A 21,038-nucleotide genomic window follows, 5' to 3' on the forward strand; every position below is an offset into this window, starting at 1 on the left:
CCGGCCTGTTTTCCGATGCTGCTGTGATGGTTGGAACTCGCGGTTGCGAACGATTTCGGCGCGGGCAAGCTCCTCGCTAGTTCCGTGAGCAGGCGCTACTTGCCTTGCTTGCGCAACGCCTCGATTAGAAGTTCGGCGGCTGGGCCGGAAGACGCCGGATTCTGCCCAGTGATCAATCGGCCATCGACGACGGTGTGGACACCCCAATCCTTGACTTTCGAGAAGATAGCTCCGAGGCTCAGCAGCTCGTCTTCCACCAGGAACGGCACGATCTCGGTCAGGCCGACGGCTTCCTCTTCGCCGTTGGTGAAGCCAGTCACGCTCCGTCCGGCCACGAAGGGCGTGCCGTCGGAGTTCCTCACACGATGCAGAACGCCAGGCGCATGGCATACAAGAGCGATGGTCTTGCCGGCGGCGACAAAGGATTCGATCAGGCTGATCGAGTCCGGATCCTCAGCGAGATCCCACATCGGCCCATGGCCGCCCGGATAGAATACCGTATCGAAGTCCTCCTGCTTCACGCTGCTGAGGCGCACCGTGTCGGCGAGTTGCGCCTTGGCGGCTTCGTCGGCATTGAAGCGCCGGGTCAAGTCGGTCTGGAAAGAGGGCTCGTCGCTCTTCGGGTCCAGTGGCGGCTGGCCGCCCTTGGGCGATGCGAGGGTAATTTCTGCGCCGGCGTCCTTGAATGCATAGTACGGTGCCGCCAGTTCCTCCAGCCAGAAGCCGGTCTTGCGACCGGTACTGCCAAGCTGATCGTGCGACGTCAAAACCATAAGAATTTTCATTTCAACCTCCTAATGTGTCCGGTCCAAAGTTGCTGTTGTCTTTTGCTGCGGTCGTGGCCAATCGCTTATCTGCCATCGTTCTCGTTCGGCTTGCGCCCGATCGATGCTGCCGGCGACGAGATGCCTCATGTTGCGTTTGTCGGGAGCCTCAAAGGAGGCTCCGCCTCTCGGGATGCACCAGCGGGTTCAGTTGCTAGTGCCATCTTCTTGGGGCTTTTTTGAAGCCGAACCTTGTGCGGCCAGCTTGTTGCGATATTCGGCAACGGGCATGCCGCCCCAGCCCCAGTCTTCCATCTCCACTTCCTCGACGACCACCCAGGTCCATTCCGGCGGCTTGCCGAGTACATCGAACAGAACCTGGCTGATGCCCTTGTAAATCTCGGCCTTCTGCGCGGCCGTCGTGCGATCGACCCCGGGCTCCGTGCCTTCTCGGGTTAGTTTAACAGTAACGAATGGCATTGACGTGTCTCCTTTGGGATTTTCGATCAGTGGCCGGCGCTCTGGCCGCCATCGACATGCAGGATCTCGCCGGTTACGAAGGGCGCGGCTTCGAGATAGAGCACGCCATTGACAATATCTGCGATCTCGCCCATCCGGCCGACCGGGTGCAGCGCGCCGAGAAACTCGTGGGTTTCGGGCTTGTGCATCGGGGTCCTGATCACGCCCGGCGCGACTGCATTCACGCGGATGCCGCGACGGGCATATTCGATTGCGAGGCTCTTCGTTGCGGCAGCGATGCCACCCTTCGACAGCGAAGCGAGAACGGAAGGAACCGAGGACAGCGCATGCTCGACCAGCGTCGTGGTGATGCTGACGATGTGGCCGCTGCCCTGCGTCTCCATCGCTGCGACGGCTGCCTGAGTGATATAGAAAAAGCCGTTGAGGTTGGTCGAGACGACTTGGACATATTGTTCAGGAGAATACTCGGTGAAAGGTGCAGCGAGGAAGATGCCGGCATTGTTCACCAGCGTGTCGACGCGACCGAACTGGCGAAGCGCCTCGGCGATGACGCGCTGGCCTGTCTCAGGATTGCCGATGTCGCCGGCGATGGTGAGAACGTCGGGATCGCTGGACGGTTTGATCGACCGCGATGTGGCGACGATGCAATAGTTGCGGTTGAGATAGGCCTTGACCAGGGCCTCGCCGATGCCTTGCGATGCGCCGGTGATGACGGCGACTTTGCGTTCCTTGCTCATGTTCGAAATCCGATGTTTGCGTTGATCCCGGTTCTTGACCGGACGCAAAAGATCTACATCTCATCGGAATTTGAGCGAATACACGCTATTCGGAAGACATTCTTCCGATATTCGGTTGAATATTGGCATGATCGGCCTCCACGCTTAAGCGTGCGAAATGAGCCTTGAGTCGTGCGATGGCGAAATCGGCGAAAGCGCGCACCTTGGGCACCTGAAGCCGGCCGTGCGGCGCAATCAGATGCACGGGCAGCGGCGGCGCCTCGTCGTTCGCAAGCAGGATCTTGAGCGATCCGTCTCGCAGCTGCGGGGCGATATGATAGGAAAACATACGCGTGACACCCCGCCCGGCGACAGTGCTTGCAACCGCGCCGCGAATGCTGTTGACGATCAGTCGCGGTGTAAATTGGACGGCACGCGGCACCGTCGACCCAGGGGCGGGCGGAAAACTCCAGCTATCGATGCCGAAATGCGTCATGGCGACGATCTGGTGGCGGGCAAGATCAGCCGGCTCACGGATCACCGGATTGGCATCGATATAGCGCGGAGAGGCGGCAACCACGCGGCGCACCTCGCCGACACGAAGAGCCACCAGCGTGGAGTCCGCAAGATGCGCGATACGTAGCGCCAGATCGATGCCCTCGTCGATCAGATTGGCGGGGCGGTCGAGGAAGTAAAGCCGGACATTGACGGCCGGATGCTCATCCATGAAGGCATCGACGATCGGCCGCAGGATCTCCTCGCCGGCCGCGACGGGGGCGGTAATGGTCAACAATCCCCGCGGCGCGGATCGCTCACCGGCCGCGGCGATGTCGGCCTCCTCGAGGTCAGTCAAAACGCGCCGGCAGGCGACGGCATAGCGTTCGCCTGCTTCGCTCAGCTTGAGCGAGCGCGTGGTGCGGTGAAGCAGCTCCGTGCCGACCCGCTCCTCTAGGAAGGCGATGGCCCGGCTTACGGCGGCCGGCGACTTGCCGAGTTTGCGCCCAGCGCCTGCCAGGCTGCCCTCGTCGAGTGCCGCGACAAAAACCCTCATTGCATCGATGCGATCCATGGCATTCCGATTTGCGAAACAATCTCGGCCATAACGTAGTCAACCGTTCGGAATTCGGCAATCGAGCAACCCGGCAGAAGTGGTTGGGATAGTTTGACTTCGGAAGGAAAGCGGAACGATTCACAGGATGAACGTCAAAGCTGTGTCTTCGCTGAGGAACCGGAAGGTGGCGGCCGGCGGACGAAAACATTTCAACACGTTAGTTCCAAGACGCTACGCTGGGGGCGAATGTATGGATCACCGATTCGATTCCGTCCGAGGCGCACAATCATTGTTCGGGATTTGCAATCGGTTTGCCTGGGCCAACGCAAGCTGAAAGGGGACCGTGTGAGAAAAAGAATGCTTGTTATCGCGGGGTTGGCGGCGCTGGTCGCAACTCCGGCTTTAGCCGGTCGTTTGACCAGTCAATCGACACTTGCCGAGTGGGAGAATAGCCGAACGGATGCTCGGTTGGATCTAGCGAAGAGCATACTCGCCAGAACGGCCAAGCGGGATGTCGGCAAGGTGATGGATCTTTTTGCCTGTATCGAGAAAGTTGCGCGGGATCCGGCCCACGCGAACATACCGATCCATAAGATTTCGTCGCCGTGTCTGGTTCTGATCGGCGCCGAATAGCATGCAATCCTGCGCAGAAGCGCGACGGCGGTGTTCTATTTGCGCCCCTTAGGCCACTCGCACCCCGCCATCGGCAATCTTTTCGGAAGGAAACGTCATCTTCATGCAGGCGCCTTTGGAGCCGGCGTTGACGACTGCAATGCCGCCGCCGTGGAGCTGCATGATCTCCCGAACCAGATTGAGCCCCAATCCGGCACCGCGTCCGTCGGAGCCGAGGCGGTTAAAGGGTTCGAAGATCTGCTCGCGCGCGTCCCAGGCGATGCCGTTACCTTCGTCGGAAACTTCGATGAAATGGCTTTTGCCCACCCTCACCGTGATCGTTCCTTGGCGTCCGCCGTGATCGATGGCGTTCTGGACAAGATTGGTCAAAGCCCGCTCCAGCGACGTCTGGTCGCCGATCACCAACACCTCGTCGCCTTCCGGCTCGAAGTTCACCTCATAGCCGGCACCCAGCGCCAGGGGACCGAGGTCAAACAGCACCTGCTTGGCCATAGCGGTCAGATTGACGGGTTGAAAGTGATTGCGCTTCTGGTCGAGGCGCTGAAGATCGAGCAGCTGACCGGCGAGTGTCGTCAGCCGCGCGGCGTCTTCCAACAGGTCGCGCTTGTCCGTGCCGGCGGGCAGAGCTGAAATACGCGCATTCAGGATGGCGATCGGCGTGCGCAGTTCATGGGCCGCCTGGGCCAGAAAACGTTGATGCCGCTCGTAGCCTGCATCGAGGCGAAGCAGCGCATCGTTGACTGCCCTCACAAGCGCGCTGATCTCGATGGGCACGTCACTCGCCTGCAGTTGGGTGCCGCGCTTGTCGAACTCGATGTGAGCGGCTTGTGCCACGGTTCGGCGGAGACCGACCAGCGCCCGGCGAACCACCAGCGGTGTGGCGAGCAATGTTGCAAGCGCCATCAACACGATGACGGGCAGGATTAATGAGGTGAGCCCGCCTGAAATACCTCTTGCAAGTCGTTGCACGGACATCTGCCCTTTCGTGCCCGTCAGGATCTGGATCCGGCCGACGGGGCTGTCGACCCATTTGATCACCGCGTCGGGTTTACCGGCCAATTCAGGCCGGTTGCTCAGCCGTGCGTCGCTGATCTGGTCGAGCATCGCGATAGCAGGCAGATAGGCTGGCGGAATACTGCCCTTTTGCAGGCGGTGCCCCTGTTTGTCGCGGATCGCGAACCACAGGTCGGGCACCCCAGTCCGAAGATTGACGAGGTCAGGGGTCTCTCGTAGTACCAATTCGCCAGCCATATCCCGCTCCGTCGCCTCGGCCAGTACGTCGAGGCTGGCGCCTTCATAATCGTCGAGCAGATAGCCGGTGCTCCAGAGCGCTGCCGTGATGATGAGCAGGGCGGTCGCGATCATGCATGCCTGCAGCGTCACCAGCCTGCTGACGAGCAGCCACTTCAGCGAAGGCTGTCGCATCATGTCGTCTCACTGAGGAGATAGCCGACACCGCGGATGCCGCTAATGGCGACACCGGCGTGGGCGTCGGCGAGCTTGCGGCGGAGGCGGGAGATATGCGTATCGAGCGCGTTCGACTCGATCTCGTCGTTCATGCCGAAAACGGCCTCCATCAGCGTCTCACGCAGCACCATGCGCCCCATGCGCCGCATCAGAGCTTCAAGCACGAGCAATTCCCGGCGCGGCATACGCAGGCGAACATCTTCCACATGCGCCTCAAGATGAGCGAAATCGAATGACATGCGGCCAAGTCTGACGATATCGGGCTGCAGGTTCGCCGGACGGCGCAGGATTGCACGCAGCCGGGCCAAGAGTTCCTCGAAAGCGAAGGGTTTGCCAAGATAGTCGTCCGCGCCGCTGTCGAGACCGGCAACCCGGTCGAGCAGGTCGCCCTTCGCAGTCAATACCAGCACCGGCACGATATCGCCCCTCGCACGCAGCGATTTCAACAGCGAAAGGCCGTCCCCGTCAGGTAATCTGCGATCCAGAACCACGGCGTCGTAAACGTCGTCATAAAGGGCGGCGTCGGCGTCCGCCAGGTTCTCCACATTGTCCACGACCATGCCGTGGCGCACCAGCCCGTTGCGCAAGACAGCGGCCATAGGTTTCTCGTCCTCGACCAAAAGCACACGCATTCAGTGAACTCCATCGCTTGCCCGCGTCGATAGGGCATTCACGCGCTATTAGCATCCCTCCATTGAGATAACCTTGCAGACCCGGTTCGATGCCGTGGCTTTTTAGGCCTTCGCGGGCAAAATGCCTTGCCATTTTTAGAAGTCTTTCGACGTGACAGGTTTTCGCAATCCGGCTGTGTGAGACCTCGCTTCCTCATTTCGAAAGGAAGAACCGATGCCCACAGTCTGGACTTTTCCGCCAGCGCCCGACTATCGGATCGCCAAAGCGCGAGATTGCAACGTCCCGAGCGATACCGGATCTCTGGAGGCACCTCTCACATGACGGCGCACGAACTGGCTGCACAGGCGCCCGGCGCTGTCACGCTATTGATGAGCTTCGGACTTGCAGGGATATTCTGTCTCGCCATCCTTGAGAAATTCGTCCCGCTTTTTCCGTCGTACATCCTCTTGATGCTTCTGGGACTGATGGTGCCCGATCTCCCCATGCTCGCCCTCTTCATTGCGGCGGTGACGGCGGGCTCGGTCGTCGGCGGGCTTGGCTGGTATGGTATCGGCTGGGTGTTTGGGCCGCATAGGGTGAGGCGAGCCGTCGCCAGCTATGGCGGATGCGTGCTGCTCAGGCTCTCCTTCTACGACCGGCTGGCCGATGCCTACCGCCGCAACCACTTCTGGGTGACATTTTCTGGTCAGGTCATCCCGGCTGTCAGGATCTACCTGGCTCTGCCGGCTGGTGCTCTGCGGCTCGAACCTGTGACCTTCATCGCTGCGACGTCGCTTGGTTGCTTGACGTGGAACGGGCCGTTCCTCTGCCTCGGCTATGTCTTGCGTCATAGTGGACGCGATGTGACCCAGACTGGCTTCTGGCTTGCCATCGCAATCGTGATAATCGAGGGGGCTGTGTTGATTGCCGTGAGCCTACGCAACAAGGCTGCTAACGGCAGAGAGCACCATAGCCTATCGCCGGATCGGGCAGGGTCCGGGGGGAAAAGGCCCGACCCAGCGATAGAGCCGGCGGGCGGGCCGGCTATGGACTGGCGTCCGTCGACCCCAATCCGTTAGCGGATGACTTCAGAGGACCGGCGCGATGGGCCAATTCCTCGAAGCCGCTATTTCAGCACCTCAGTTGACAGTGTCAGGGTCAGTCTCAGTCTCCTCCGTCCCACTCTGAGATTCCAACTTTTCGGCTTTCCTTTCCAGTGCCTCGCGAACTTCCTCGATTTTTCCCGTGTTCGTTCCGACGCCGAGGATGCTCTTTGCTTCCGCAAGCTCCTGGTTCGTCACCGGCTTGTTCGACAGCTGCTGCAGCGCCGAACGCAATGCGTTGTCGCTAAGCGCGGGATCTGTGGGCACGGCTGTCGTTCCGTATTTCATTTCGAATTCGGCATATGACTTCACATAGGCCGAGAGCGCTGCCATTTTGGGATCCTTCGAGTTCAGATAGGCGTGGTAGTTTCTCCCGAGCGAATGGAGGCTGCCTTCTAACTTTGCGGTGTGCGTCTTCGAGCTCGCATGATGTGCTTTGGAATGCCGGTCAGAATCCCTGTCGAAATGATGCGGCTTCAGCGACGACGGATCATCCTGCGTTGTGGTCGTAGTCGTAGTTGTGGACGTGCGGCTTACATCGTCACGGTCGCGGTCGCGGCCAGACTTGTCATGGTCGGATTTTCCTTCGCCATGGCCTCCACCGTTGCCGTTGCCGCCGCCGTTTCCACCCTTCGCGAAGGCGGCCCCTATGAAGCCAAGGGCGGTTCCTCCCATGGGAGCAACAGCGAGTGCCAGACCGAGGCCAGCAGCACCAATGACAGAACGGATTTTCATGCGCACTTCCTTTATAGACGCCCGCAGCCTGGTGCAGCGGACGTATCCAGCAAATCACTACGCACTACAATATTGCCGAAATCTCATGTTTCTACACCGCTTGGACTTATGCCTTGTGCACTAGGACCATAGTCTGATTGAGCATCCCCGATGGTCCCTTAGATCCTATGAGCCCCGTCACAAGGCCATCTTGAGGTGATGACATGAGTGATGCCAACCTGCAGCGATTGACACCCCATCCCGGTGGGATAGCTATAAGGGGTTGGGAGATCAGTGCGGACGATGCCAGTTCTGCAGACAAACAGTAGACATATGCTATCTCTGGCAAGTTTGATCGCACGCTGGAACGCTCAATCCTTGGCAAGACAGTTCCTGCTTGCCGGAGGTTTCGTCGCGATCTGCGCGATGCTCGTTGTCGGCTCCATCGTTGCCGGTCTGATCGAAAACGCGGTGACACGCAATTCCGCTGCGACCACGGCCCTTTACGTGGACAGCGTCATCGCGCCGCTTCTTCCCGATATGCAGACCACCCGGGCTCTCGATGACACGGTAGCGCGGGCTCTCGACGAGACGCTCGGCCAGGGTGCTCTCGGTACGCGGCTGTTTTCGTTTCGGCTGTGGAGCAGCGACGGCACAATACTCTACTCCAACACCAAGGACCTCTCCGGCAGACAGTTTCCGCTTTCAGACAGCCTTAAGACGGCTTTTTCCGGCCAAATGGTCGCCAAGTTCAATCAGATCGACGACGTAGAAAGCGTCGCAGAGCGCGATAGCGGCAAGCCACTTCTGGAGATCTACAATCCGGTGCTTCAACCCTGGTCGGGCAAGGTCGTCGCCGTTTCCGAGTTTTACGAGGTCGCCAACGACTTCGAAGGGAGCCTCAACCAAGCTCGTCTGTTAAGCTGGCTTGTCGTTGCCCTGTTCACGCTTACATTCTTCGCCCTTCTGTCGATCATTGTCCTGCGTGGCAGCCGCACCATAGACAATCAGCGCAAGGCGCTTAACGGCCGCATCGTAGAACTTTCAGCGCTCCTGGAGCAAAACAAGGCGCTGCGTGCCCGCGTTCAGCGCGCAACACAGCGCGCGGCCGCGCTCAACGAGAGTTATTTGCGACGTATAGGCGCCGACCTGCATGACGGTCCCGCTCAACTGGTCGCCTACGCCTCCTTGCGTCTCGACAGCCGGACGCTTACTAGCCCTGCCGCCCCATCGGGCGAGCGTGAGGCGTCGCTGCGCACCATCAAGACCAGCCTTGATGACGCCATGACGGAGATCAGGAGTATCTGTAGCGGGCTGATGCTGCCCCACATCGAGACGGACAACCTGGCAGATCTCCTGGAGCGCGCAATCCGCGCGCACGAGCGGCGCACGGGCGTCACCGTCACGCTCTCCACGGGCAAGATACCGGCCGACCTGTCCACTTCGGCAAAGATATGCGTCTATCGCTTTGTCCAGGAAGCCCTGAACAATGGCTATCGCCATGCCGGCGGGATGGGGCAAAAGGTTGCGCAATCGTTTGAAGAGGGTCTAGTCGTGGTCGAGGTTGCCGATGAGGGACAGGGATTCGATCCGAAGGACGTCGGCCCGCAAAAACTGGGCCTTGCCGGCCTCAGAGATCGGGTTGAAAGTCTAGGCGGTACGTTTCAGCTTTTATCATCGAATCGGGGAACCACCGTTCGAATGTCTCTGAACATCGAGGAAATGGAGCAGGCATGACAGCTGCGATCAGCTTGGCAGTCATAGACGATCACCCGCTTTTCAGGGAAGGCGTCATCCGAAGCTTGACTGAAATGGATGGATTTAGCGTGGTCGGCGAAGGCAGCAGCAAGGAGGACGCACTGCGCATAGCAGCCGAGTGCCATCCAGACATACTGCTGCTCGATATCTCGATGCCTGGAGGAGGGCTGGAGGCCATTCCGCTCATACTCGAACAGATACCCGATCAGAAGATCGTGATGCTGACGGTATCCGAGGCAAGCGATGACGTGATGGCCGCACTCAAGAGCGGTGCGAAGGGCTATGTTTTGAAAGGCGTTGGGTCTCAGACGCTTGCAGATATCATTCGCGGCATCGCGGCCGGTGACAGCTATGTCGCGCCGACCTTGTCGGCTCGTCTGATTTCGGAAACCGGATCGCGCACTCGGGTGAATCCCTTCAACGCGCTGACGGGCAGGGAAAGGGAAGTGCTGGAATTGGCCTCCGCAGGCCTGAGCAACAAGCATATCGGTCTGAAGCTCGATCTACATGAAAAGACCGTCAAGCATCACATGACGCAAATCTTCACCAAGCTTGAGGTGAGCAACCGGACGGAAGCTGCGATGGCATTCCGAGATGAGCTTGAAAAGCGTCGTCAGTGAAGGAGGGATTTGAGCCGCTGCTCGTCTGCGACGGTCGCATTGCGGTTGACGATCGTACGCCCCTTTGAATCTTTCATCACATAGCGTCCGCTCTGTATTTTTTCGCTCATCCCATCCTTGTGCTGAACAGTAATCGAGCCGTTGCCTTCATCCGTAGACTGATCGGAATCAACCTGGCTTTGCGTTACGCTCTTGGTGCTCGACGACTGACCATTGTCATTACCTTTGGCGCTCCCGTTTCCTTTGCCGCCGCCATTGCCGTTCCCCCCTCCATTTCCGCCGCCGTTTCCATTGCCTCCACCATTCCCATTCCCATTCCCATTTCCGCCGCCGTTCCCGTTGCCTCCGCCGTTGCCGCCACCATTGCCGTTCCCCCCTTTGGCCTCAGCCGTTTGCTGCACGACTGTTGCCGAAGCGCCGTGAAGTTTTACGGTATAGGGCAGTGCCGTGCTGACGAGGGTCAGCGACAGACATGGCAAGATAGCAATAAGCTTACGACGCAACTGCACCTGTAGCCTCCCGAGGCTTCAACTGGATTTGGCGACGAGCGGATATTGTTCCCTGGCACGAAAATGCCGCTCCACATCGCCGAATGACAAGATTCTGATCTCCATATCAGATCGCCATAAGACGGCGCGCGGTCAAGTTTTATCATACTAAGAATAGCCGGCTTGGACTTCAGCAATCACGATCGGGACCTTTTACCGACACGGGATCAGACCAACGTCGGAAAATGGAGGTAGACTGAAGCCCAATTGCATGATCTCATTATTGAAAACGCCCTCCTCTTGTCGATATGACTGCGGGCACGCCGGGGCCTTGCCGACGCAGAATCGGTGTCTCGGATCGCAATAACGTCTCCGCAAAAATTGGTGCGTGCGATACATCGCTGCCACCGCGATCGGTCCGATGAGAGGGGTATTATGATGACCCAACACTGGAGGGTATTTCTGGCCCGTTCAGCGCCGCCAGGTGCGATATCGGATTTTTCGGCCGCCGAATTCGTTCTCGAAGTCGCCATCAATTTGCGCTACTGCATGAACCTCGTCCAAGCGACGCCGGAATGCGTCGACCTGGCCGACCTCGTTTTGCTGCGCGCCACAAATTATGGCGCGGCCAGAATGGGCGACAAGTCACATTTGTTCGCAGAGGCCGAGGACGCACTGGCCCGGGCAATGAGGCTGCTTGAGATCGAGCTTGAATATTGCTCGCAACAGGCCTCAAAGCAGAACCGCATCGAGGCGGCGTAAATTTCTCCGGCGGATCTCTGGACTCGACATCATTCTATCAGTCGCCTGCCTCCGTCCGTCGGATGGCGGCGCTTTCGCGATTCGAAGAAAAGCAGAAATGCGCTTAAGACGACCGCCCGTTAGAGGATGTTTGTCAGAAAGCGATCGACGCCTGTCTCCGGCTTGTAGAGGGCTTTGACCAGGAGCGCCGCGAAGAGCGCCGTCAGTGCGCCACCCATGATGTCGCTGATGTAGTGCGTACCGATATAGATGCGCGAGAATGACACCAGAATTGCCGCCAAAAGGAAGACGAGGCCGCGCCTCGGCAGATTATGGATCAGGAAGGCCGCGGCGATCGCAAAGGTTGCCGTCGCATGATCGGACGGGAATGATGGATCGCTGCTGCGCTCGATCAGAAGCCGGGTGACACCGGCGTCATAGGGCCGGAGGCGTTGATCGAAGAGGAGAATGATCTGGTTGATCCCCAAACCGATCACAAAGGTCAGACCAGCGGCGATCAGGATGTGGCGCGTTTTTGTCCGCTCGGTGCCGGCCCACCATTGGGCGGCGACGGCCAGGACGAGCAATGGGACACCGAGGTTGGAGATGGTGATCACGACATGATCCAGAAGGCTGTTTCCGGACAAGCTGTTGATCCATCCGGTAATGGCGGCGTCGAGTTTGTACATTTGGTCTCCTATCGTCTCGTGATGGGATGCCTCAATCGACTGACGCCTGCCTGAAGTATCAGGGCAATGTTGTGATCGCTGCAAAGAAAACCCAGCGCGTCTGAGATGCTCTTTGAGAGCAAGCCGGGAATCCGCGGAGAACGCCCACCCCGGTAATGTCCGGGACAACCATCTGGAAACATGTCGGAAATTGAGAAATTAATAGGGGTTATCTTCGTATCGAACGAAACAGGATTTGGCGCAATGTTATGTAATCAGATCAATATATTGGATGTTGTCCTTAAGGGGCGTTGAGAGCCGATATGCTCGGCTTGAACAATCTTCGCAGAAAGCCTCGATTTCGAAGAAGCCCGCTGCAAGCGACGATTGTAAACGACACATTTTGCGGTGGCATTGCAGTCGGAACGATTTGGCGGCGTCAATGGTAGTGGACGGGGTGAGGAATCCGGTTGTTTTGTCTGCCCTTTCGTCACCGAGCCAGAGCTGGGGATGCTATCAGCCAGTGCAGCTGAAATTTCAAGCATAATGACGCAGGCATCGCTTGGACACCATCTTGAACTGTTTATTGTAGATATTACTTATATACTTAGGCGTGAAATTCACGCTGGACGGAGCCGTCGTTAGGCTTCTTGTGTGAGGAGGTTGTCATGGCAATCACTTTGAAGGAAGGAAGAAGAACCCAGGATTGGGTATGCCTGCTTCTGGCCGTGTGCTTATTTGTCTCTCCGTGGATCTTCGGCTTCACAAGTGAGGCAATGCCAAGCTGGAATGCGTGGATAGTTGCCGTAATGTTGGGTTTGCTGGCGTCTGCGGCACTTTCCGCATTCGCCGAATGGGAGGAATGGGCCAAAATGGTGCTTGGTCTCTGGTTGATTGCATCCCCCTGGCTGCTTGGTTTTGCCGCAAATGCAAACGCGATGTGGACGGATATCGTTCTCGGCGTGCTGGTTGCGGCTGCCTCGCTGTGGGCAGTCTGGGACGTTCATCATCCACACGCCCACGCTTAGGCGCCCGTATCGCATCTATGGGTGGTCGCTTGACGCAACCCGTAAGCCGCCGCCTCAAATCGACAGGCAGCATCCACCTTGCCCGCTATCCACACGGGCTGGCGGGCAGGGGACGATACCAAAAGAGCAAAATACACAATGATGACCCGCGGTCGACCGCACGAGGGTACGGAACCTTTGCGTTCTTATAGATGCAGGCGTGCGTCCGTAGGCGTCGTCTTAACCGCACTGAAGCTGCGGTCCGGTCAAGTGATAACGGATTCCGAGATCACGGGCGATTGATGCATCAACGGCGCCGACGTTGGTTGGGCCAGACTGGTCAGAGTCAGGAGAGCTGTACTTCCCCTGTGCGCGTGACGCCGGCTCCTAAGGACCCGCCCCGAAAAAGGTCAGTCGGGTGAGGGCTGTATAGTGCGATTCCGACACCATCAAAGCGGTGAAGACAAGCACGAAGACCGGGGGAAACAAGATGGCGCAGATCAATGCCAGCCGCTCCCACGCCATGTGCATGAAAATCGCAACGATCAGCCCGGCCTTCAGGACCATGAAGAGGAGGATCAAGGACCATCTGAGATAGCTCTGGATGCCGAGATAGTCGACGAGGTAGGAGAAGGTGCTGAGGACGAAAAGCAGTCCCCAGACCACCATGTAAAGTTTCAGCGGATGCTGTTGCCCGGAATGAGCCTGTTCCTGCGCCATGATGCTGTCCTCACCACAGATAGAAGAATGCAAAGATGAATACCCAGACCAGATCCACAAAGTGCCAGTAAAGCCCCGTTATCTCGACGATCTCGTAGTGACCTTTCCGGCTCGTGAAAAATCCCCGTCTTTCCTGATCGAAGTCTCCCCGCCACACCTTGCGTGCCATGATCAGAAGGAACAGGACGCCGATCGAGACGTGGGTGCCGTGAAATCCGGTGATCATGAAAAAGGACGAACCGAACTGCGCCGCACCCCACGGGTTCCCCCAGGGGCGGACACCTTCCGTAATCAGTTTGGTCCATTCGAATGCCTGCATTCCAACGAATGTCGCGCCGAGGGCCGCCGTCGCCAACATCAGGGCGGCGGTCTTGCGGCGATCGCGGCGGTATCCGAAGTTGACGGCCATAGCCATCGTGCCGCTGCTGCTGATAAGGACGAAGGTCATGATGGCGATCAGGATCAGCGGAATTTCTTTCCCACCGATCGTCAGGGCGAAAACCTTGCTGGGATCGGGCCAGGCAACCGTGGTCGACATGCGCGCGGTCATATAGGCCAACAGAAAACACCCGAAAATGAAAGTGTCGCTCAGGAGGAATATCCACATCATCGCCTTGCCCCAGGAGACGTTTTTAAACGCTCGCTGGTCGGACGACAGATCAACGGCAACGCCGCGCAGTCCTGTGGCCGGTAGTGGTGGATCGCTTAGCGGTCTTTCCATGGATTCGGTCATCGTCGAACCTCCTCAGGTGACCAATTGACGGCAGAGATCGACAAAACTATTCGCCCAACCGGAGAAGAGCGCGAAAAGGACCAGCCAGACGATCAGCATGAAATGCCAGTAGATGGCGCAGAGTTCCACGCTCAGACGAATTCTTGCCGGCACCAGGCCGATCCGGGCGCGGATTGTGGTTCGTCCAAGCACGAAAAGTCCGCCCAATATGTGCAGGCCATGCAATCCGGTGATCATGTAGAAGAAGCTGTTTGACGGGTTATCCGCCAGCACATAGCCGGCCGACATCAGTTGCCGCCACGCGAGAACCTGCCCGGTAACAAAGAGAACGGCCGTTGCAAACGCCACAGTAAGAGCCGTATTCAGCATGTCGCCGCGCTCAAGATGCGCTTCCGATTTCGCCCAGTGCAGCGCCATGCTGCTGGCGGCGAGGGCTGCAGTATTCACCCACAGCAGCCGCGGGATCGGGATACCCCACCAGTCGGAGCCGCCCATGCGGCTGAGATAGGCGCTGATGAGCAGTGCGAACAGCGCGCCGACGACCGCAAGAAAAATGCCGAGCCCGAGTTTCGCTATTGCCGCCGATGATCCCCGCATCCCAGGCGCATCGTCTGCCAGGCCCACTTCCAGCCAGGGCTTTGAGGTCAGCCGCTGCCTTGCCATCCACCAAGCAATAATGCAGCCGATCCCGCCCATGAAAACGAGAATGACGCTCATGACGCCCTCTCGGACAGCCCGCCTGACGCCGGCTGGTTTTGCGGCAGGAAATCCTGGTCCGCTCCGGGAACGCTGTAATCATACGGCCAGCGATAGACGATCGGCAGCTCCTTGCCCCAATTTCCATGAACCGGCGGGGTCTGCGGCGTCTGCCATTCCAATGTCGTTGCCCGCCACGGGTTGCCGCCCGCTTGCCTACCCCAACGAAGGCTCCAGGCAAGATTGAACAGGAACAGAAGTTGAGCGGCGCCGACGATCAGCGCGGCGACGGAGATGAACATATTCAGCGTATGCGCCGACGGTGGAATGAAAGCGGTTTCGCCCAGCTCGTAATAGCGGCGCGGCACGCCCATCAGGCCGAGATAGTGCATGGGGAAGAATATGGCATAGGCACCGAGAAAGGTAATCCAGAAGTGGATATGACCCATTACGACGTTCAGCATGCGACCCGTGACTTTCGGATACCAATGATGGATCGCGCCGAAGATCACCAGGATCGGTGCAACCCCCATCACCATATGGAAATGGGCAACGACGAACATGGTATCGGACAGCGGCACGTCGACCACGACATTGCCGAGAAAGAGGCCCGTCAATCCGCCATTGATGAATGTAACGATAAAGGCCAGCGCAAACAGCATCGGCAATGTCAGGTGGATATCGCCGCGCCAAAGCGTCAGTACCCAATTATAGACCTTGATCGCCGTCGGGATGGCAATGATCAACGTCGTGGTCGCGAAGAAGAACCCGAAGTTCGGATTCATGCCGCTGACATACATATGGTGCGCCCACACAACGAAGCTTAGCGCTGCGATGATGACGATTGCCCAGACCATCATCCGGTAGCCGAAGATGTTTTTGCGTGCATGGGTGCTGATCAGATCCGAGACGATGCCGAACGCCGGAAGCGCCACGATATAGACTTCCGGGTGGCCGAAGAACCAGAACAGGTGCTGGAACAGAATGGGGCTGCCGCCCCCTTGTTGCAATTGCTGACCCATCTCGACAATGGCGGGCATGAAGAAACTCGTGCCCAGCAACCGGTCGAACAACATCATGACAGCGGCGACAAAGAGCGCCGGGAAAGCGAGAAGCGCCATGACGGTCGCGGTGAATATACCCCATACCGTCAAGGGCATTCGCATCAGCGTCATGCCACGCGCGCGCGCCTGCAGCACCGTGACGACATAATTCAGCCCGCCCATCGTGAAGCCGATAATGAACAGGATCAGCGACGACAGCATGAGGATGATGCCCCAGTCACGCCCTCCCGGCGTACCCGACAGAAGGGCTTGTGGTGGATAGAGTGTCCATCCGGCACCCGTAGGTCCGCCTGGTGCGAAAAAGCTGACGACCAGCACGATGACTGCAAGCAAATAGAGCCAGTAGCTCAGCATGTTCGCATAGGGAAACACCATATCACGCGCGCCAAGCATCAAGGGGATCAAATAGTTGCCGAAGCCACCGAGGAACAGCGCGGTTAGCAGGTAGATTACCATGATCATGCCGTGCATGGTGATGAATTGATAATAGTGCTCCGAATCGATGAAGGAGAAGTAGCCTGGAAAGCCGAGCTGCAGGCGCATCAGCCAGGACAGCACCAGTGCCACCATGCCGATCGAAATGGCGGTTAGGGCATACTGAACGGCGATGATCTTGGCATCCTGGCTGAAGACGTATCTCGTCCACCAGCTTTTCGGGTGATAAAGCTCCACATCCTCGACTTCAGCGGGCCGGATGACCTGCTCGGTGCCGGATCCGATGTCGACCATATTACATCCTCCCTGTTCCCTCCAATGCAGCTTTCCTTCAACTATGCATGGCACTTACTTGGCCGCCGATTTTCCCACCGACGCCAGCGATTGCGAAAAAGTCTGCTGTTGCTGCAGCCAGGCTTGATAGGCGGTCTCGGTATCGACAACGACGGTGCCGCGCATCTGCGGATGGCCGACGCCGCAAAGTTCCGAACAGAGAACTTCGAACGTTCCCGTCCGCATCGGCGTGAACCAATAATAGGTGACCGTGCCAGGGATCATGTCCATTTTGCCCCGGAATTGCGGCACGTAGAAATCGTGTATGACGTCGATCGAGCGCAGAAGCAATTTGACCGGTTTGCCGACGGGTAGGTGCAACTCTCCACCCTGGACGACGACGTCGTCCATTCCTGCAGGATCATTCTTGTCTAAACCGAGCGGGTTGTCTGAGGTAACATTGCGCGTATCAGCCCGCCCGAGCCGCCCGTCCGCGCCCGGCAGCCGGAAACTCCATTGCCATTGCTGTCCGACGACTTCGACCGCGCTGGCATCGGCGGGGACCGTGACGAACTGTTTCCAAACGACCAGACCCGGTGCTAGCATCGCAGCCACGCCAATCGCGGTTCCCCCGGCAAGCCACCATTCCAGACGCTTGTTTTCGGGCTGATATGCCGCCTGATTTCCGGTGCGGTGCCTGAAGCGCAGGACGCAATAGGCTATAAACAACACGACGGCCGCGAAAACAAAGCCGGTGATCCAGAACGTGATTGCAATCGTGTTGTCGATGTAACTCCAGTTCGACGCGATCGGCGTCCACCACCATGGGCTGAGCAGATGGAACACGATCGATCCCACCACCAGCAGAACGAGAACCACAACGACAGCCATCGTCACCTCCCTGACCCGGCCGCGAATATTTCCACAATCCCATCGCGAAGCGTTTTAGTATTATCTCATGAACGGGTCCGCTGAGCAATTACGCCAACAGCGACGGTTCATCTTGGCAAGCTGCAAGAGGCGATTTGACGCCGCGCGAACAGGTCTATGGCATAAAATCGCTGGGCCGTATCGCGCCGATCCACCCGGCGACGCAGAGAACAGCTCCTGAACACCCGGCATATGGCTATTTGGAGTACTGCTTCAGATAGGCGATCAGATTGGTGATTTCGGTATCATCCTTAAGCCCAATGAAGGTCATTTTCGTGCCCTTCACCTTCGCCTTGGGATCGTGCAAATAGTCGCGGAGCGACGTCTCGCTCCAGACGAGGCCATCCTTGCCTGCCTGCTGCATCGCCGGCGAATAGGCGAAATTCGGGTGTGTGCCGGCCGTTCGGCCGAACAGACCGTTCAGCGAAGGGCCGATCTTGTTCTGATCCGTTTCGGCTATATGGCAAATGGCACATTTCTTGAAAACGATGGCCCCTGCTGTGGGGTCGCCCTCTTGAGCAAGAGCGACAACCGGCGAGGCAATGGCGAAAAGCAGAAACATCGGAGGAAGACGGTAAGACATTGCAATCCTCATTCCCTTTATCGCTATCCCAAGCTACACGACTCTCATCAGGCGATCGTAACGGCTTGGAGGTTAATCCCGGAGAGGTTTCCTTTGTGAATTCAAGACGCTCGACAGGTTGCCATCCAAACGTCAAACTACAATCGGCCTCCATAAATCTATCAAATCTCTTCGCTTTTGTCGCCTATCCTTTAAATTAGAAAATTAGATGCTCTTTATTTCTTGCGCCGAAATGATTGGCGCCTTTCTAGGCGGATGGCCGGAAGATGATATCCGCCCGCGGTAGTGAAATTTGCGACAAGCGCGCCCTTTGACAACCACTATATCGCCCAGCAATGCAGTGTGCGGAGACCATCGGCCTCATTACTCCAGACGATCGTCAAAATCGTCGCGAATAAAAGCTGGTTCTCGCGTGTTGTAGGTAAAGGCTGGACCAGCGTCCGGCTGAGAAGTCACATGGGCCTTTATGGTAAAGGAGATCGTAATGTCCCGGATTTATCTCTCATTGATCGCTGGTGCTATTCTCGCCGTTGCTCCTGCCATGACCGTTTCTGCGGCCAACGTCCACACGGTAACGGGGACAAATGGTCAGCCCAGCCAGACAATTGGAACTCCCCAGACAGGGAATGTCACGCCGGGCAATGCCAGCAATGCCCCGGGCTCCGCCTTCAACCCAAGCGGAAACGCAGGCACGCACTATGCGGGTAACCAGTCGCAGAACTCCAAGAATCCGAAGAGTGTATCTCAGTACGACGTGGCTGGTTTCCAGCAATCCCACAAGCCTAATTGACGGAATCGTGCATAGGAGAGCCATCCTTGGGTGATGGATCTGGCAGCCGTCGCTGCCAGGTCGGTCTCATAAGCGAAGCGGCAAGATTGGCTGCGAATGGGCTTTGAACCCTCACCTCATCCGGGAGCGCCCAAAATATTGATTTCATGTCATAATTTTGTGCCAAGCGGGTTACGCCCGGCGTGAACATAGCTCTGGTGGCGTCCTCAAAACTCTGCACATTTCGAAACAGTAGCTGCGGATATCGAAGGGGCCGACGCATCCAACGAGAGGGTCGGCTCCGTGGCCTTCAACGGCTTGCTTGCCCGACGCCAGCCTGGCCATCCGTCGCTGGTTGTCATCGAGGGCTGCCGCGATTTCGCGGATAGCCTGAAGCAGGTTGCCTTCTTCCAGATACCGATCCCGGGCCGGGCCACCTCCGTCAATTCCTGCCTGTCGAGAACGCAACGATTGTCTGCGACGAAGCGTCTCGACAGTTCAAAGTCCTTTGGAGGTAACCGGATCGAAAACGAAACCGGAAAAACAAATCACCTGCTCTCGACCATCCCCGACGCGACAGCTGCGCAATATGGAGAGCCGCGTGCTGTGCGTCGGTGCTGGCATGCCCATGCCGAGGCTGGGGAAATCGATCCGCCGGCCACGATAACCGGACCGCGTGTCTCGCATAACAAAAGCAACAGTCGCCGCCTGTGGCCAATCATGCCGGCTGCGACAGTCGATTTCAGCGAAAAATCAGAAATTCTTCAGGACCGCATCCGCGCCTCTTCAGGACGCTGGTTCCGCATCTGAGTTATCGGTTTCGAACTGCGGAAGTCGCTTATGAATCGAGGAGCAATGTTCGACAGCAAATTGAAGCGAAGGACAGGAGGATCTCCACCGCGGACCGGTATTGCGTCGAGTACGATCATTCAGGAGTGCAGGACCGTCCTGGAGCAACTCGCCTGTGATTCGGATAGCTGTCGGCCGATAGTGCCCAAAGCGATTTCCCATGGGTGAAGTTTATAATTTCCCAACATCCCGGCCACCGAACGCTGCGCCCGAGACCTGCGCAACTGCGAAGGGCGAGGTGGATCTTCTGATCGGGGCGCAAGCCTTCCCGCGCGCAGTCCTGTTGCTAGCGCGGAGTTTCATAGCGGGATACGAGACTTACCCGAGGGGCGCTGCTCTTTTTGCGACGCAGCAGCGGTGGCTCCTGTGCCACGCAGCCCTTGCCTGTCATTTTCGTGTAGCCAATGCGGATGGCCCCGGTTTGACGCGGCGGACTCTTGCCCACGTCGCTCTCCAGCACGGTATCGCCAGCCGGAATACGGCTCACGCGTTCTTCGACGAGGTGCTGAAATACGATGTTATTCGCTCGGCAGGCGGCGCCGCCGATGGCCATGCGGCACAGGCGGTTCCGTCCCCTGCGGCCTTGTCGATGCTGATCCGGTGGTATGCCGTCCATTTCGAGGCCCTCGACCTTGTCGACAATGGGTGCAGGGCCGCCCGATTCCTGGCCCAGCCCGAAAGCATGCTTGCCTGCATGCAGCCGCGCGTTGCCGACGTTTTGCTGTCAAGCCCGGATGTGCGTGCTCCCAGACCCTTTTATGCGATTTTTACCTGGGCCGACGCCGGCGGGTTGTTGATGGATCGCCTCGTTGCCGGAATCAGTCCGGAGGAACTGGCGGAACCGAACAGATATCAGACAGATGTGAATGCTATTTCCCACCTGGCTCGATCCTCCGGCCTGTCTCGAGCTCATACCAGCCGCAAGCTCTCTGCAGCCGAATCGATCGGGGGGATGGGTTGGAGCGGGCGGCGGGGGCACTCGCCGATCTGGATCTCGCGTGGTTTCTACGAGGAATATGCCGGTGCGCAGGCGTGTAAGCTGCTCATCTTAAACAATGCGTTTGAAGAAGCCACGGCAGCCATCATGCTTGCATCCGAGCCGAACTTGAAGCCGCAGGCCAGATCGTTGGTCTCAACGACCTATTGATCGGAGTGCAGGCTTAG

25 protein-coding genes are annotated in these 21,038 nt (G+C 58.1%); 9 read left to right on the top strand and 16 right to left on the bottom strand.

Translation table 11 applies throughout. The features are described 5' to 3' along the window. Positions 1-95 precede the first annotated feature (95 nt). From RHSP_RS25945 to RHSP_RS25960, 4 genes are all read right to left on the bottom strand, one after another. A complete protein-coding gene (locus RHSP_RS25945; protein WP_004125497.1) occupies positions 96-785 on the bottom strand; it encodes a type 1 glutamine amidotransferase domain-containing protein in 690 nt (229 codons plus the stop codon). Positions 786-971: 186 nt separating this feature from the next. Next, complete coding sequence (locus RHSP_RS25950) at positions 972-1,244, bottom strand: tautomerase family protein (RefSeq protein ID WP_004125500.1); 273 nt, start codon at positions 1,242-1,244, stop codon at positions 972-974. A gap of 26 nt (positions 1,245-1,270) precedes the next feature. Next, positions 1,271-1,981: an SDR family NAD(P)-dependent oxidoreductase gene (locus tag RHSP_RS25955; protein ID WP_004125503.1), complete on the bottom strand. Its 711-nt coding sequence runs from the start codon at positions 1,979-1,981 to the stop codon at positions 1,271-1,273. 85 nt (positions 1,982-2,066) lie between these two features. After that, positions 2,067-3,029 (bottom strand): LysR family transcriptional regulator, encoded by a 963-nt coding sequence (locus RHSP_RS25960; protein ID WP_004125505.1) that lies wholly within the window; start codon positions 3,027-3,029, stop codon positions 2,067-2,069. Between the two features lie 339 nt (positions 3,030-3,368). Here RHSP_RS25960 and RHSP_RS25965 point away from each other — a divergent pair, with 339 nt between their 5' ends. Further along, positions 3,369-3,644 carry a hypothetical protein gene (locus tag RHSP_RS25965; RefSeq protein ID WP_004125507.1) on the top strand — a complete coding sequence of 92 codons (276 nt, stop codon included), beginning with the start codon at positions 3,369-3,371 and terminating at the stop codon, positions 3,642-3,644. Between the two features lie 48 nt (positions 3,645-3,692). Here RHSP_RS25965 and RHSP_RS25970 read toward each other — a convergent pair whose 3' ends face one another. Beyond that, entirely contained in the window at positions 3,693-5,069 is a 1,377-nt protein-coding gene (locus RHSP_RS25970) for a sensor histidine kinase (RefSeq protein ID WP_004125509.1), read from the bottom strand. Continuing rightward, on the bottom strand, positions 5,069-5,743 hold the full coding sequence (locus tag RHSP_RS25975; RefSeq protein ID WP_004125511.1) for a response regulator transcription factor: 675 nt from the start codon (positions 5,741-5,743) through the stop codon (positions 5,069-5,071). The genes RHSP_RS25970 and RHSP_RS25975 overlap by 1 nt, the downstream gene beginning before the upstream one ends. A gap of 318 nt (positions 5,744-6,061) precedes the next feature. Here RHSP_RS25975 and RHSP_RS25980 point away from each other — a divergent pair, with 318 nt between their 5' ends. Further along, the gene (locus RHSP_RS25980; RefSeq protein ID WP_004125513.1) at positions 6,062-6,802 is read left to right on the top strand and encodes a DedA family protein; all 741 of its coding nucleotides are present in this window, start codon (positions 6,062-6,064) and stop codon (positions 6,800-6,802) included. Positions 6,803-6,862: 60 nt separating this feature from the next. On the opposite strand, the gene RHSP_RS25985 is transcribed toward RHSP_RS25980, so the two are convergent. Beyond that, complete coding sequence (locus RHSP_RS25985) at positions 6,863-7,561, bottom strand: hypothetical protein (RefSeq protein WP_004125516.1); 699 nt, start codon at positions 7,559-7,561, stop codon at positions 6,863-6,865. A gap of 282 nt (positions 7,562-7,843) precedes the next feature. On the opposite strand from RHSP_RS25985, the gene RHSP_RS25990 reads away from it, so the two are divergent. Both RHSP_RS25990 and RHSP_RS25995 read left to right on the top strand, forming a co-directional pair. Beyond that, a complete protein-coding gene (locus tag RHSP_RS25990) occupies positions 7,844-9,277 on the top strand; it encodes a sensor histidine kinase (protein WP_004125518.1) in 1,434 nt (477 codons plus the stop codon). Further along, a complete protein-coding gene (locus RHSP_RS25995; RefSeq protein WP_004125521.1) occupies positions 9,274-9,918 on the top strand; it encodes a response regulator in 645 nt (214 codons plus the stop codon). Before RHSP_RS25990 ends, RHSP_RS25995 begins: the two co-directional genes overlap by 4 nt. Here RHSP_RS25995 and RHSP_RS26000 read toward each other — a convergent pair. Next, positions 9,912-10,427: a hypothetical protein gene (locus tag RHSP_RS26000; RefSeq protein WP_004125523.1), complete on the bottom strand. Its 516-nt coding sequence runs from the start codon at positions 10,425-10,427 to the stop codon at positions 9,912-9,914. The genes RHSP_RS25995 and RHSP_RS26000 overlap by 7 nt on opposite strands. Before the next feature lie 417 nt (positions 10,428-10,844). On the opposite strand from RHSP_RS26000, the gene RHSP_RS26005 reads away from it, so the two are divergent. Beyond that, entirely contained in the window at positions 10,845-11,168 is a 324-nt protein-coding gene (locus RHSP_RS26005; protein ID WP_004125526.1) for a hypothetical protein, read from the top strand. 119 nt (positions 11,169-11,287) lie between these two features. On the opposite strand, the gene RHSP_RS26010 is transcribed toward RHSP_RS26005, so the two are convergent. Beyond that, a complete protein-coding gene (locus tag RHSP_RS26010) occupies positions 11,288-11,836 on the bottom strand; it encodes a phosphatase PAP2 family protein (RefSeq protein WP_004125529.1) in 549 nt (182 codons plus the stop codon). Between the two features lie 647 nt (positions 11,837-12,483). On the opposite strand from RHSP_RS26010, the gene RHSP_RS26015 reads away from it, so the two are divergent. Continuing rightward, the gene (locus RHSP_RS26015) at positions 12,484-12,843 is read left to right on the top strand and encodes an SPW repeat protein (protein ID WP_004125532.1); all 360 of its coding nucleotides are present in this window, start codon (positions 12,484-12,486) and stop codon (positions 12,841-12,843) included. Positions 12,844-13,209: 366 nt separating this feature from the next. Here RHSP_RS26015 and RHSP_RS26020 read toward each other — a convergent pair whose 3' ends face one another. From RHSP_RS26020 to RHSP_RS26045, 6 genes are all read right to left on the bottom strand, one after another. Next, positions 13,210-13,542, bottom strand: coding sequence for a cytochrome C oxidase subunit IV family protein (locus tag RHSP_RS26020; protein WP_004125535.1), 333 nt, complete (start codon positions 13,540-13,542; stop codon positions 13,210-13,212). A gap of 10 nt (positions 13,543-13,552) precedes the next feature. Further along, positions 13,553-14,275, bottom strand: a complete 723-nt coding sequence (locus RHSP_RS26025) for a heme-copper oxidase subunit III family protein (protein ID WP_004125537.1) — start codon at positions 14,273-14,275, stop codon at positions 13,553-13,555. A 12-nt stretch (positions 14,276-14,287) separates the two neighbouring features. Continuing rightward, positions 14,288-14,992, bottom strand: a complete 705-nt coding sequence (locus RHSP_RS26030) for a cytochrome c oxidase subunit 3 (protein ID WP_004125540.1) — start codon at positions 14,990-14,992, stop codon at positions 14,288-14,290. Next, the gene (locus RHSP_RS26035) at positions 14,989-16,764 is read right to left on the bottom strand and encodes a cytochrome c oxidase subunit I (RefSeq protein WP_004125544.1); all 1,776 of its coding nucleotides are present in this window, start codon (positions 16,762-16,764) and stop codon (positions 14,989-14,991) included. The genes RHSP_RS26030 and RHSP_RS26035 overlap by 4 nt, the downstream gene beginning before the upstream one ends. A gap of 54 nt (positions 16,765-16,818) precedes the next feature. Beyond that, on the bottom strand, positions 16,819-17,634 hold the full coding sequence (locus tag RHSP_RS26040) for a cytochrome c oxidase subunit II (RefSeq protein WP_004125547.1): 816 nt from the start codon (positions 17,632-17,634) through the stop codon (positions 16,819-16,821). 235 nt (positions 17,635-17,869) lie between these two features. Continuing rightward, a complete protein-coding gene (locus tag RHSP_RS26045) occupies positions 17,870-18,256 on the bottom strand; it encodes a c-type cytochrome (protein WP_004125550.1) in 387 nt (128 codons plus the stop codon). Positions 18,257-18,740: 484 nt separating this feature from the next. Between RHSP_RS26045 and RHSP_RS26050 the strand changes: the two genes are divergently transcribed. Next, positions 18,741-19,046, top strand: a complete 306-nt coding sequence (locus RHSP_RS26050; protein WP_004125553.1) for a hypothetical protein — start codon at positions 18,741-18,743, stop codon at positions 19,044-19,046. Between the two features lie 450 nt (positions 19,047-19,496). After that, entirely contained in the window at positions 19,497-19,835 is a 339-nt protein-coding gene (locus RHSP_RS26055; protein WP_157385431.1) for a hypothetical protein, read from the top strand. Between the two features lie 325 nt (positions 19,836-20,160). On the opposite strand, the gene RHSP_RS35725 is transcribed toward RHSP_RS26055, so the two are convergent. Continuing rightward, positions 20,161-20,427, bottom strand: a complete 267-nt coding sequence (locus RHSP_RS35725) for a hypothetical protein (RefSeq protein WP_240535508.1) — start codon at positions 20,425-20,427, stop codon at positions 20,161-20,163. A gap of 30 nt (positions 20,428-20,457) precedes the next feature. Between RHSP_RS35725 and RHSP_RS35730 the strand changes: the two genes are divergently transcribed. After that, positions 20,458-21,021 (top strand): hypothetical protein, encoded by a 564-nt coding sequence (locus RHSP_RS35730; RefSeq protein ID WP_240535509.1) that lies wholly within the window; start codon positions 20,458-20,460, stop codon positions 21,019-21,021. Positions 21,022-21,038: the final 17 nt, after the last annotated feature.

Source organism: Rhizobium freirei PRF 81 (assembly GCF_000359745.1).
GTDB classification, from domain to species: domain Bacteria; phylum Pseudomonadota; class Alphaproteobacteria; order Rhizobiales; family Rhizobiaceae; genus Rhizobium; species Rhizobium freirei.

Excerpts from the sequence above, each read along its gene's own strand:
- RHSP_RS25950 (WP_004125500.1), bottom strand. The coding sequence starts at position 1,244 with ATGCCATTCGTTACTGTTAAACTAACCCGAGAAGGCACGGAGCCCGGG.
- RHSP_RS35725 (WP_240535508.1), bottom strand. The coding sequence starts at position 20,427 with ATGGCCATCGGCGGCGCCGCCTGCCGAGCGAATAACATCGTATTTCAG.
- RHSP_RS25985 (WP_004125516.1), bottom strand. The coding sequence starts at position 7,561 with ATGAAAATCCGTTCTGTCATTGGTGCTGCTGGCCTCGGTCTGGCACTC.
- RHSP_RS25955 (WP_004125503.1), bottom strand. The coding sequence starts at position 1,981 with ATGAGCAAGGAACGCAAAGTCGCCGTCATCACCGGCGCATCGCAAGGC.
- RHSP_RS26020 (WP_004125535.1), bottom strand. The coding sequence starts at position 13,542 with ATGGCGCAGGAACAGGCTCATTCCGGGCAACAGCATCCGCTGAAACTT.
- RHSP_RS26045 (WP_004125550.1), bottom strand. The coding sequence starts at position 18,256 with ATGTCTTACCGTCTTCCTCCGATGTTTCTGCTTTTCGCCATTGCCTCG.
- RHSP_RS25975 (WP_004125511.1), bottom strand. The coding sequence starts at position 5,743 with ATGCGTGTGCTTTTGGTCGAGGACGAGAAACCTATGGCCGCTGTCTTG.
- RHSP_RS26030 (WP_004125540.1), bottom strand. The coding sequence starts at position 14,992 with ATGAGCGTCATTCTCGTTTTCATGGGCGGGATCGGCTGCATTATTGCT.
- RHSP_RS26005 (WP_004125526.1), top strand. The coding sequence starts at position 10,845 with ATGACCCAACACTGGAGGGTATTTCTGGCCCGTTCAGCGCCGCCAGGT.
- RHSP_RS26040 (WP_004125547.1), bottom strand. The coding sequence starts at position 17,634 with ATGGCTGTCGTTGTGGTTCTCGTTCTGCTGGTGGTGGGATCGATCGTG.
- RHSP_RS26010 (WP_004125529.1), bottom strand. The coding sequence starts at position 11,836 with ATGTACAAACTCGACGCCGCCATTACCGGATGGATCAACAGCTTGTCC.
- RHSP_RS26015 (WP_004125532.1), top strand. The coding sequence starts at position 12,484 with ATGGCAATCACTTTGAAGGAAGGAAGAAGAACCCAGGATTGGGTATGC.
- RHSP_RS25990 (WP_004125518.1), top strand. The coding sequence starts at position 7,844 with ATGCCAGTTCTGCAGACAAACAGTAGACATATGCTATCTCTGGCAAGT.
- RHSP_RS25960 (WP_004125505.1), bottom strand. The coding sequence starts at position 3,029 with ATGGATCGCATCGATGCAATGAGGGTTTTTGTCGCGGCACTCGACGAG.
- RHSP_RS26050 (WP_004125553.1), top strand. The coding sequence starts at position 18,741 with ATGTCCCGGATTTATCTCTCATTGATCGCTGGTGCTATTCTCGCCGTT.
- RHSP_RS25970 (WP_004125509.1), bottom strand. The coding sequence starts at position 5,069 with ATGCGACAGCCTTCGCTGAAGTGGCTGCTCGTCAGCAGGCTGGTGACG.
- RHSP_RS25995 (WP_004125521.1), top strand. The coding sequence starts at position 9,274 with ATGACAGCTGCGATCAGCTTGGCAGTCATAGACGATCACCCGCTTTTC.
- RHSP_RS26025 (WP_004125537.1), bottom strand. The coding sequence starts at position 14,275 with ATGACCGAATCCATGGAAAGACCGCTAAGCGATCCACCACTACCGGCC.
- RHSP_RS25945 (WP_004125497.1), bottom strand. The coding sequence starts at position 785 with ATGAAAATTCTTATGGTTTTGACGTCGCACGATCAGCTTGGCAGTACC.
- RHSP_RS25965 (WP_004125507.1), top strand. The coding sequence starts at position 3,369 with ATGCTTGTTATCGCGGGGTTGGCGGCGCTGGTCGCAACTCCGGCTTTA.
- RHSP_RS25980 (WP_004125513.1), top strand. The coding sequence starts at position 6,062 with ATGACGGCGCACGAACTGGCTGCACAGGCGCCCGGCGCTGTCACGCTA.
- RHSP_RS26035 (WP_004125544.1), bottom strand. The coding sequence starts at position 16,764 with ATGGTCGACATCGGATCCGGCACCGAGCAGGTCATCCGGCCCGCTGAA.